This is a genomic window from Corynebacterium sp. KPL3927, assembly GCF_040225835.1.
In the GTDB taxonomy this organism is placed as follows: Bacteria; Actinomycetota; Actinomycetes; order Mycobacteriales; family Mycobacteriaceae; genus Corynebacterium.
In genome coordinates, this window is record NZ_JBEHGD010000011.1 from 60,069 (window position 1) to 71,115 (window position 11,047).

Below are 11,047 nucleotides of genomic sequence, written 5' to 3' on the forward strand. Positions count from 1 at the left end.
CGCCTAGGAATTAATTATCATCCACATTCACGGGATAGGTGGAATACAGCGGCAGAGGCATAGGCTGGCGTTTCATGACATCGGCCCATAAATCGGCCGGGCCTGGGGCCACCACGTCCTGCGCTAGGGCGGGTGCCACAAACCATTCGCCGGCCTCGATTTCTTCCTCCAGCTGCCCGGGACCCCACTCGGCATAACCGGCAAACATTCGCATGCCGGTAACCAGCGGCTCGATATCTTCCGGGTTAGAGCGCAGATCTACGTGCGCTAGGCGCGGTGCGAGGCGGCTGAGCTGTTCTTCTTTATCCGGGTCCACGCCTTGCTTGCTCTGCGCTAGGCCCACGACGGATTGCTGGTTGAGCGGACCACCGATATACAGCGCCTGCGGTTTAGCGACGATGGGCATCCATTCTGGAAGCACATTAAAAATGGCCACCTCTGAGCGCTTGGTTAGGTCCACACCAAAGGTCATCATGTCATTGTGCTCGACCAATAAGATGACGGAGCGGGCGAATTCCGGGGACAACATCCCTGGTGCGGACACGAGTAATTGCCCAGGGGCGGGATCGTTGCGCTCGAGGGCATTAAATAATCTATCGGCAAACATCACTGTTTAGACTCCCACCACTGGCGCAACTTCGCAATAGCTTCTTCCCGCTCGAGGGGGCCGTACTCCAGGCGCATTTCCTTCAAATAGGACCACGCCTGTCCCACTTCGGGGCCAGGGGAGAGGCCTAGGATCTCCATGATCTCGTTGCCATCGAGATCCGGGCGCACCCGCGCGAGGTCTTCCTTACGGCCAATCTCCTCGATTCGCTCCTCCAATTGGTCATAGGTGTGCTGCAAACGCCGCGCCTTCTTGGCATTGCGGGTAGTGCAATCGGCGCGCACCAGCTTGTGCAGGCGGGGGAGGAGGTCACCGGCATCGTTGACGTAGCGCCGCACGGCAGAATCGGTCCATTGATTTTCCCCGAAACCGTGGAAACGCATGTGCAGGTAGACCAACTGGCCAATATCTTCCGTCGTGGCCTTGGGGTATTTCAGCTTCCGCAGGCGCTTGCGCGTCAGCTTGGCGCCCACCACCTCGTGGTGGTGGAAAGAAACCTTGCCGTCGGTGTTATCGAAGGTATCGGGCTTGCCGATGTCATGCAGCAACGCCGCCCACCGCAAAACCAGGTCCGGGCCGTCTTCTTCTTGATCCATGGCTTGGCGCAGCACCTTCAGCGAGTGCGCGTAAACATCCTTGTGCTGGGCGTGCTCGTCCGTGGTCATGCGCAGGGCGGGGATCTCTGGGAAGATGTAATCCGCAATCCCGGTATTGACCAGCAGGTCGATGCCATCCCACGGGGCTTTGCCGCACATGAGCTTATCCAGCTCCACTTGGACGCGCTCTACCGTGATGCGCTGAATCTCTGCCGCCATATCGCGCATGGCGGCTACCACGCGGTCTGCCACGTGAAACTCCAATTGGGACGCGAAGCGCGCGGCGCGCAGCATCCGCAGCGGATCATCGTGGAAGGAGATTTCCGGTTTATCCGGGGTATCGAGCACCTTATTGGCCACATCGTGAAGGCCGCCAAGGGGATCGTGGAACTCAAAGGTGGCATCGGCAAGCAGCTCAATGGCCATCGCGTTGACCTTGAAATCGCGCCGCACCAGATCGCCCTCCAGGCTATCGCCGTAGATGACCTCGGGGTTGCGCGATTGCCCATCATAGGAATCGGAGCGGAAGGTGGTGATTTCTATCTGCTGGCCTTTGTACACGGCGGACACAGTGCCATAGGCGATGCCGGTATCCCACACCGTTTCGGCCCACTCATCCAGGATTTCCTTGACCACCTCCGGGCGCGCTGGGGTGGTGAAGTCCAGATCATTGCCCAAGCGGCCGAGGAGGGCATCGCGCACCGAGCCGCCCACGAGGTAGAGGGCATGCCCGCGCGCGCTGAATTTGTCTACCAGCCCGCTCAATAAGCCACTGAGCGAGTTCACGGTAGACTCCGCGCGCGCAAGAACGCCGATTAACTGAGTGTCCTGAAAATTCACGGGTGAGAGTCTACTACGATTGGCAGGGATGACTAACCAAGAACAAGGCTCCGCGCAAGGCCCCTCCAAAGGAGGCGGCCGTAGCCGTAACCGGCGCCGGCGCCGGCGGCGGCCGGATAACCGCACGCGCCGCAACACCCAGCAGCGCAGGCAGCAACGCGGCGGCAATAATCACGGCGCCTCCACCGTCATGGAGACCCGCGATGAGACCTCTGCGGGCGGGCTCGTAATCTCTGGGCTGGCCGAGTGCGTCGACGGCAACGGTAAAGCGGACCTGTCCCGCGTCTACGTGGCTCTTATCGGGCGCCTAGACCGTCGCGGGCGTTTATTGTGGTCCATGCCCAAGGGGCACGTGGAAAATGGCGAGGCCAAGGAGGTCACCGCGGAGCGCGAGGTATGGGAAGAAACCGGTATTTCCGGCGAGGTTTTCGCTGACCTCGGCGTGATCGATTATTGGTTCGTTTCTGATGGCGTCCGCATCCACAAGACGGTGCACCACCACCTACTGCGCTTTGTGGACGGCATCATGAACGATGAGGATCCAGAGGTTACCGAGGTGTCCTGGATCCCCGTTTCTGAACTCATCGAGCACTTGGCGTACGCGGACGAACGCAAGCTCGCGCGCATCGCGCACGATCTCCTCCCCGATCTTGCACGAAAGGAAGCCGACGCAGGGAAAGCGACCCCACGCTAATGCACCAGCGCCTGAAATCACTCGCTGCGGCCGGCGGTTGCGCGGTACTTACCGGTTGGGGATTGTTCCTACCAAACGCGGCGGCCCAAATGGACTCTGTTCCGGACGAGCAGATGGATATCCAAGCCTGGTTGGGAGCGCGCGGGCCGGAGCGCGCCGATCTGGATCTTATCGATGCCCAGCCCTTTACCGTAGGCACTGACATGCGGCTGCGGTTCCGCGTGCATAACCCCACCGATCAGCCCTTGGAAGATCTGCAGGTAACTAGCCGCCGCGGCGATAGCGTTGCTGATGCGGCAGAAGCGCGGACGGAAATGGCCACCGGTAATTTTCCTTATTATGGCTCGGGCATGACCACCGCACCGCTGCAACCAGGTGAAACCCGGGAAATAAGCTTTACCGTGCCCAGTGGCTTAGATGCCGAGCGCACCTTGGCAATCAATGAACCGGGCGCTTATCCGCTGCTCTTTACCCTGACCGGCACTCTCGAGGGCGATGCGGTGAGCCTGGCGGAGGAGCGCTTTGTGGCCCAATTCTCTGACGAGGGCCCCACGGATGCCAAAGATACCGAGGCACCGGAAGAAACGGCACTAGAAGAAGGACACGACGAAGTCGAGGATTCCCAACCCCACGATCTCACGGTGGTCTATCCCATCAGCGCCAACCTAGACATCGTCCCCGGCGGGCTTGGGGGAGAAGAGCTCATCTTGTCCTCCGATGAGTTAGGGCACGAACTGCGCGAAGGCGGCCGCCTCGATAGGTTGGTTTCTACCTACGAGGATCATGACCTGCAGGGGGCGGGCTGTGTGGCCATCGACCCCGCGCTGCTCGATACCGTCAACCGCATGTCGCAAGGCTATACGGTCAATTCCACCCGCCCCGCCCAAGGCGATCGCCCCAAGCGCCTGCGCGATTCCTGGTCGCGGGGCAGTGACGATGACAAGGGGGAGCCAGGCGATGCGAAAAATGATGCCGAGCGGTGGCTGGAGCGCCTGCGCGAGTTGGATTGCTTCATCGCCATGCCCTGGGCCAATGCGAATGCCTCTGCGGTAGCAAGGGCTAATAATCCCGCCCTTGTCTTTGAGGGTTTGCAGCGCGGCAACCAGACCATCGAACGCGTCCTGGGCAAGGCCCCGGCCAGCAATATCTTGGCGGTAGGTTCCGGCTATATTGACCAAAAATTGCCGGTTCCATCCCTGGTTGCGGATAATTCAAACTGGTCCGGCGAGGCCGCGACTTTTGATGCCTCCCTCGGCGCCCTGCTATCCCAAACCGGCTCCAAGCCACAGACGGTTGGTTATTCCAACCCAGAGCTGCGTTATGACTACTCCAAAGATTCTGCTTTATCTCGCGCCATCACGGGCGGGGCGGCGCTTAGCCTCGCGGGCGGGGAAGATACCGTAGCCAAGCTTCCCAACTACTTAGACCCAAGCGCGGCCGAGCATGCACTCGCCGCCGCGGAAGACTTGCTCAAATCCGGCCACTCCCGCCCCCGCGGGATCAGCGCGGTGGAATTGCAGCAGGGCGATCCCAACGCTCCTACCGGTAGTCCCTTTATCGATCCGGCGGTATTTTCGGAACCCGAATTGGCCCGCGTTGAGCAACAGGCGCGCTATACCGATGAGCTGATGAATATCGTGGTCGATGACCCTGATATCACCATGACGCGCTCTGAATTCGTGCTGCCGCTGCGCCGCGATCTCCTCAATTCCTTATCGCTGAATAATCGCGATAGCTTGGGCACCCACGCCGCGGCTCGCCAGTCCTTTTCCCGCACTATGGAGATGCACTCTAATACGCTGCGGGATCTGCGCGATTCCGTCTCCCTCATCCCCCCGGGCAATGTTTATACCCGCGTATCTGAGTCATCGCCGCTGCTCATCGTGGCCGAAAATGGCCTGCCATTGCCGGTGGAGGCAAAGCTGCAATACGATGCCCCCGATGGCGCGCGGCTCAACACGCCCAAAAGCGTCCGTATTCCCGCTAAGGGCTCTATTACTGTATCCATGACCGCTGATATGCCGAAGGACGCGGATCGCACGGATATTGGGCTGTGGCTGGCCACTCCTAAAGATCAGACCATTTCGCAGCCCATCACTATCTCCGTGCAGACACGTGCCGGTATCGTAACCTTATACGCTGCCGGCATAGCCGGCGCTCTCGCGCTGGTTTTGGCTACGCTCTTTCGGCTTGGCCGTCACCGACGCAAAGATCACAAGGCTGAAAAGTAAAAGTTGAAGTTGTATCCTCTATGACCGAAAAAGATGGCCGTCAGGCCCACCACGCGGAGAAGGCACCTGCGGGCGCGGTAGACCCCACGGATACCGCCCCCAATGCGGAAGAGAACCGTGTCCCGGTTACCGCCGGCGCGCGCGGCCGCATCGTGCGCGCTTCTCCACCCGCACCGGTACCAGAAAAGCGGCCCAAGCCCTCAGTGCAGAACACGACTGTTCCCCCTGAGGAAGATAAGTCCGCGCTGACTGGCCGCAATGCGGAGATCGAGGCCTCCAATCAGGACGTCATCCGCGCGACGGGAACGATGGCCATCGCCACGCTGCTCTCGCGCATCACCGGCTTCCTGCGGCAGATGCTGATCGGCGCCACCCTTGGTGCCACGGTGGGGACGGCCTTCAGTAGCGCCAACCAGATCCCCAACCTGGTCACCGAAATCGTGCTGGGCGCGGTGCTGACCTCACTAGTGGTTCCGGTCTTGGTGCGCGCGGAGAAGGAAGACTCGGACCGCGGCGAAACCTTCGTCCGAAGACTTTTTACCCTGGCGTTTTCCATCCTGGGTATCGTTACCATCCTCTCCGTTATCTTCGCGCCATTATTAACGAGGATGATGCTGCCTGAAGATTCCAAGGCCAATGCCGTGCAGGCAACATCATTGGCCTTCTTGCTCTTGCCGCAGATCCTGTTCTACGGCCTTTTCGCCCTCTTCCAGGCGGTCTTAAATACCAAGAATATCTTCGGCCCTGGCGCCTGGGCACCGGTGGTCAATAACATCATCTCCATCAGCGTCCTGCTGGCTTATCGCTTTTTGCCAGGCCGCCTCGACCCGCACGAACCTACGCCGGTGGCGGATCCACACATCATGCTGCTGGGTCTGGGCACCACCACTGCAGTGATCGTGCAGTGCTTGATCCTTGTGCCGTATCTGAAGAAGGCCGGCATCAACCTGCGCCCAAAGTGGGGCCTCGATGCCCGCATCAAACAATTCGGCGGCATGGCGCTGGCCATTATTACCTACGTGGCCATCTCCCAGCTGGGTTACGTCATCACCTCCCGCGTGGCGGCGTATGCCGATGCCGGTGCGCCGCTGGTGTACCAGAACGCGTGGCTGATGCTGCAGGTGCCGTACGGCGTTATCGGCGTGACCTTGTTGACCGCCATCATGCCGCGGCTTTCGCGCAATGCCGCCGATGGCGATGTCGATGCCGTGGTGCGCGACCTCACCTTGGGTACCAAGCTGACCTTCATCGCGCTAATCCCCATCGTCATTTTCATGACGGGCTTCGGCGTGCCCATCGCCCGCGCGCTATTCCAGTACGGCGCCTACGGCGCGGATAGCGCCGAGCAGCTCGGCCTCACCATCAGTTTTTCCGCCTTTACCTTGATCCCCTATGCGCTGGTGCTGCTGCACCTGCGCGTTTTCTACGCTAGGGAAGAGGCGTGGACGCCCACCTTCATCATTGCCGGCATCACGCTGACCAAGGTCGTGCTGACCTTGCTGGCGCCGTTGATGACCAGCAACCCGGACCGGGTGGTTATCCTCCTCGGTACCGCCAACGGCTTTGGCTTTGTCTCCGGTGCGGTCATCGGCGGCTTCCTACTCAAGCGCAAGCTGGGCAGCCTGGGCGGCAAGGCCGTAACCCAGACGGTCCTCTGGTCCGCCGGCGCCGGCGCGGTCGGCCTGGTTGTGTCGTGGGCGCTGTACTGGCTCATGCAATTGGTCTTGCCGGAGCAACTGCCTTCGATCGTCTCGTTGGTCAAGGTCGTGGTGCTTGGCATCGTCTTTGTGATTATCACCGGGCTCGTCCTGTCCAAGTCCTCCCTGCCCGAGGTGCAGAACCTGGCCCGCGCCCTCCAGCGCATCCCGGGAATGTCCCGGTTCATCACGGTGGACAGTTCCAAGGCCATCGAGGTCGAGGAACCGGACCTGCAGGAAATCCAGCCGGTCTATACGCAGGATTCCTTCAATGCCACCTTGGTGCCGCCACCGATGTCAGCCGGCATCGTCCGCGGCCCGCGCTTGGTCCCCGGCGCCCCAGTATCGGACGGCCGCTTCCGCCTCTTGCAGGATCACGGCGCTGTATCCGGCGCCCGGTTCTGGCAGGCCCGCGAACAATCCACCGGCCGCCTCGTGGCGCTGACGTTCGTCGATACCAATACCCAGGCGCCCATCGCGCCATCGACACCCACGGTCTCTGCCCGCCGCTCGGCCGAAATCTCCCGCAATACGCGGCGTTTGGCCGAGCTTAACCTAGAGACCATGGCGGATAATATCGAGATTTTGTCCTACCGCACCGGCTGCCTGGTGGTGGCGGATTGGTTTGAGGGCACCTCCCTCAAACAGGTGGCAGAGGCGGATAACCTCGATCCCAATTCCGTCGCCCGCGCTACCGCGCCGCTGTTTGCCGATGCCGCCACGGCCCACGACGCCGGCCTGATCCTCGGCGTGGAGCACCGCGACCGCTTCCGCGTATCCACCTCTGGCATCGTGAAGGTTGCCTTCCCCGCGGTGCTGGATGGGACGTCTGCAGAAAGCGACCGCGAGGCCCTCAGCTCCGCACTGAGCATGCTGGTCGAATCCACCGAACCATCGCCGAAGAAGCTGCGCGATATTTCCGATGACGCCAATCTCACCGCCGATGAGGCTGCAGAGCGCCTCGAAGCAGCACGGCTGGCCTTTGATGCTGCGGATGCAGAGACCCGCGAGGAAAAGCTGGAAGAGCTGCAGGAGGCGGAGGGGTTGACCTCGGCGGGCATCGCCAAGCGCCTGCGTGAATTCGCCCCAGAAGAGCAGGAAGAAAAGACGGAGGCCCTCCCCGTGGTCGTTGAAGATGAACCCTCGCAGGAAGAGGACCCGAAGCAAGAGCCCGGCTTTGGCGGCCGCGGTTACTCGGGCTCCGGCGTCGTGGTCATCGGCATTTTCGCCACCATCTTCGTCGTGGGCATGGCGGCGCTGACGACGTGGGTGATGTCCCTGCTCAGCGATGTAGAAAAGACCAGTTCGGTTACTGAAACCGTGCAGGGCTCCACGATGATCCCGGATACCCCGCCGGTGCACCGCAAGGAATCATCCGCCATCACGGTGCCAGACGGCGAGGATAATGAGCAGCTTATCGATGGCAAGACGATTACCACCTGGTCCACGAAGGAATCCGGTTCCGGTGTCTTGGTCACCCTGGATAACCCGGCCCACCTTTCTGTCATGACCGTGACCCACACCAGGTCCAATGGCGCGCACTACGAAATCTATGGCGTCAATAAGGACGATTTCGATCCGAAGCACCCGCAGCTGAGCTCTCTTCCCAAATTGGCGGAAGGAAAGTTCAAGCACTTAAACGAGGAGCTGGAGCTCAAAGAAACGCCCCAACAATTCGATGCCGCGCTCATAGTCATCACGGAACTGCCTAAGTCAAAAGAGGTTACACTGGGGGAGGTCCAGCTTGTAGGCCATCCTTAATACCGAGGTCAGCGGATTGGAAAAAGAATTTTTACTTCAAGGCTTGACTAAAGCGCCCAATCGGGTATCGTAGTTGATGTTACATCAACAACAACGTTAGGAGAAACAATCATGTCCCTCGCAGCTGGTACCTACACCATCGACAAAGAGCACACCGTCATCGGATTCGTTACCAAGCACGCCATGGTTACCAAGGTGCGCGGCAACTTCGGTGAGTTCGAAGGCAGCATCAACGTCGCCGAGAACATCGCTGACTCCACCGCAGAGGCCACCATCAAGGCTGCTTCCATCTCCACCGGCAACGAGGACCGCGACGGCCACGTAAAGAACGAAGACTTCTTCAACGTGGAGGAGTACCCAGAGCTTTCCTTCACCACCACCAACGTCAACGTTGACGAGGACGGCAACGGCACCGTCACCGGTGACCTCACCATCAAGGGCACCACCAAGTCCGTCGACCTCAAGGTTGAAGAGGTCGCTACCGCTGAAGACCCATTCGGCAACTTCCGCTTGGGCTTCGAGGCACAGACCAAGATCAACCGCAAGGACTTCGGCATCGACTTCAACGCTCCGCTCAAGACCGGCGGCGTCCTCGTTTCTGAAGACATCAAGATCGAGCTCGAGGTTTCTGCCATCAAGCAGTAATCGCACTTCTTTGAAACCTTGGGCTCTCACAGCCTTTTGGTTACCAACCACTAAAGCCCGCGCCGCGTACCCGCTCGGCCGCGGGCTTTAGTTGTATTCCCCAGGCAAATCTTTCAGGCTCGGTGCCTTGGCTGGGCAACTACTCGGCCAGCACACAACAACTTCAAACAACTTGAATTTATGCCTTGAGCTGCAGGTATGAAGAAGCGGCCGAATTATATTAGTTGAAAGTTGTGTATAGTTGTTTGAAACAACTTCTGGGTTCCGCGAAGCCCCCAAGTATTCGGGGTCAGCAGCCCCATTGGAAGTGAGATTTTACCCAAAATATCCAAGTTACGCTGGGTTTTTAAAGAAATCCCTAGGCCCCTCGTTTAGGATCCTGGAATCGCCGCGCGATTTTAAAGTAAACAACTTCAAACAACTTGCTACTCTTCTGACCAGCACATCTGCTGTAATCGAATAATTAAGCTTCGAGAAGTTGTACACAAGTTGTTTGAAACAACTTGTGCTAGCATTCATCTATGTCTGAGTCAGAATTGCAGGCCGTTTACGCAGCTCTCAAAGCTATCGAGGAAGGTGCTACCGCCGATAGCCAAGAGAGTCAGGTTTTGGACTTCAAAGAAGATCCCGCAACACATCCACAGAATCGAAACCCGGATGCTTCACTTACTGAATTCCTCATTAATGAAACCATATGCTTTTCCAACGCGGACGCTGCGGTTTGCCATATCGTCTTGGGCGTTTCCGATGAAAAGTCAGGTACCGCAGCTTTTACCGGAACCTCACGCAGCATCGAATGGATTGAGCAGAAAATATTTAATGGTACTCAACCGGGAATCAGAGTAGAAGGAACTGAACTTAACTATTGTGGTCAGCGGCTTATTTGTCTGCGAATTCCCAAAGGGTTGACACTTTACCAACGCCCGAAAGGGCAGGCCAGCATTCGCAGAGGCACCTCGTGCGTGCCACTTTCTGAAGAAGAGCGGCGCTCCATCACCTACCAGCGCGCAAATCCGGACTTTTCTGCAGCTGAGTCCCGATATTCTTTCGAAGATTTGGATGCTACAGCCATCGAGCAAGCGCGCCAGCTCCTCAAAAAGCACGATCGGCTTCAGGCTCCTTAGTTCGAGCACCCCACACGACCAATGAACTACTTTCCGAGCTCGGTCTTCTCACCCGCGAAGGTCAGTTAACCTACGCCGCAGAAATCCTGTTCATTACTCCAGCCAATAGTCGAACTACCATCAGACACTTGGCCCGTGAGGTACCTGGAGGAGATCCCCAGGCCACGGAAATATCAGCACCTTTGATCACCGCCTACCTGAGGCTAAAAGAGCTCGTAGCAACCGCAGCACGAACAGAAGTTGCACGCGTGAGCTTCCCAAACGGGCAAGAGATTTCTATCCCAGCCTTTCCTGAGACCGCAGTGGACGAGGTCATTTCTAACGCTCTCGCACACAGGGATTGGGATGCTAGTAGTGCAGTAGTTATTGACCAATCACCGACTGCGCTTACTGTGTGGTCACCAGGACCGTTGCCAGTGGGAGTCACAGAAAAGCGAATCTTAACTACTCAATCGATCCCCCGCAATCCCCGACTCATGGCTGCCTTAAGAATGCTGGACCTTGCAGAGGAATCTTCACGGGGTTTCGACCGCATGTGGGCATCGATGTTAGCTAGTGGACGCCATACCCCGGCTTTGCATACAGCGGAGAATTTTGTCGAAGTAAGCCTATCTTCTGGTGAGGTAGACAAGGACTTTGTCTATGCGTTAGCTAGATTAAACGACCATTACCCGGACAAGGCGTTTGAAAGTATCAATGGGTTACTTATCGCACGCCAACTGATGGATCACAAGATTTTGCTCAACCGATCCGCAGCCGCTCTAATGCAAGTCACGGACCTGACCCCCATGTGGTGGACACCTGATATCCAGCCCAGTCGAGCTGGGAAGAAAGGTAATCTACCACCATGTC

At 58.5% G+C, this 11,047-nt stretch carries 7 protein-coding genes and 1 pseudogene; 6 read left to right on the forward strand and 2 right to left on the reverse strand.

Translation table 11 applies throughout. The features are described 5' to 3' along the window. Positions 1-10 precede the first annotated feature (10 nt). Positions 11-607 carry a YqgE/AlgH family protein gene (locus ABRP86_RS07085; RefSeq protein ID WP_349863371.1) on the reverse strand — a complete coding sequence of 199 codons (597 nt, stop codon included), beginning with the start codon at positions 605-607 and terminating at the stop codon, positions 11-13. Further along, positions 607-2,043 carry a CCA tRNA nucleotidyltransferase gene (locus tag ABRP86_RS07090; protein WP_349863374.1) on the reverse strand — a complete coding sequence of 479 codons (1,437 nt, stop codon included), beginning with the start codon at positions 2,041-2,043 and terminating at the stop codon, positions 607-609. The genes ABRP86_RS07085 and ABRP86_RS07090 overlap by 1 nt, the downstream gene beginning before the upstream one ends. A gap of 193 nt (positions 2,044-2,236) precedes the next feature. Here ABRP86_RS07090 and ABRP86_RS07095 point away from each other — a divergent pair. The 6 genes and pseudogenes from ABRP86_RS07095 to ABRP86_RS07120 all read left to right on the forward strand — a co-directional run. Continuing rightward, positions 2,237-2,737, forward strand: a pseudogene (locus tag ABRP86_RS07095) (NUDIX hydrolase); the annotation flags it as partial. After that, on the forward strand, positions 2,737-4,968 hold the full coding sequence (locus ABRP86_RS07100; protein ID WP_349863377.1) for a DUF6049 family protein: 2,232 nt from the start codon (positions 2,737-2,739) through the stop codon (positions 4,966-4,968). The pseudogene ABRP86_RS07095 and the gene ABRP86_RS07100, both read left to right, overlap by 1 nt. 20 nt (positions 4,969-4,988) lie before the next feature. After that, positions 4,989-8,426 carry a murein biosynthesis integral membrane protein MurJ gene (murJ, locus tag ABRP86_RS07105; protein ID WP_349863380.1) on the forward strand — a complete coding sequence of 1,146 codons (3,438 nt, stop codon included), beginning with the start codon at positions 4,989-4,991 and terminating at the stop codon, positions 8,424-8,426. 111 nt (positions 8,427-8,537) lie between these two features. Beyond that, positions 8,538-9,071: a YceI family protein gene (locus ABRP86_RS07110; protein ID WP_349863382.1), complete on the forward strand. Its 534-nt coding sequence runs from the start codon at positions 8,538-8,540 to the stop codon at positions 9,069-9,071. Between the two features lie 521 nt (positions 9,072-9,592). Beyond that, positions 9,593-10,195 carry an AlbA family DNA-binding domain-containing protein gene (locus ABRP86_RS07115; protein ID WP_284809625.1) on the forward strand — a complete coding sequence of 201 codons (603 nt, stop codon included), beginning with the start codon at positions 9,593-9,595 and terminating at the stop codon, positions 10,193-10,195. Between the two features lie 416 nt (positions 10,196-10,611). Next, on the forward strand, positions 10,612-11,047 hold a 436-nt coding region (locus ABRP86_RS07120; protein ID WP_349863387.1), incomplete at its 3' end, for an ATP-binding protein.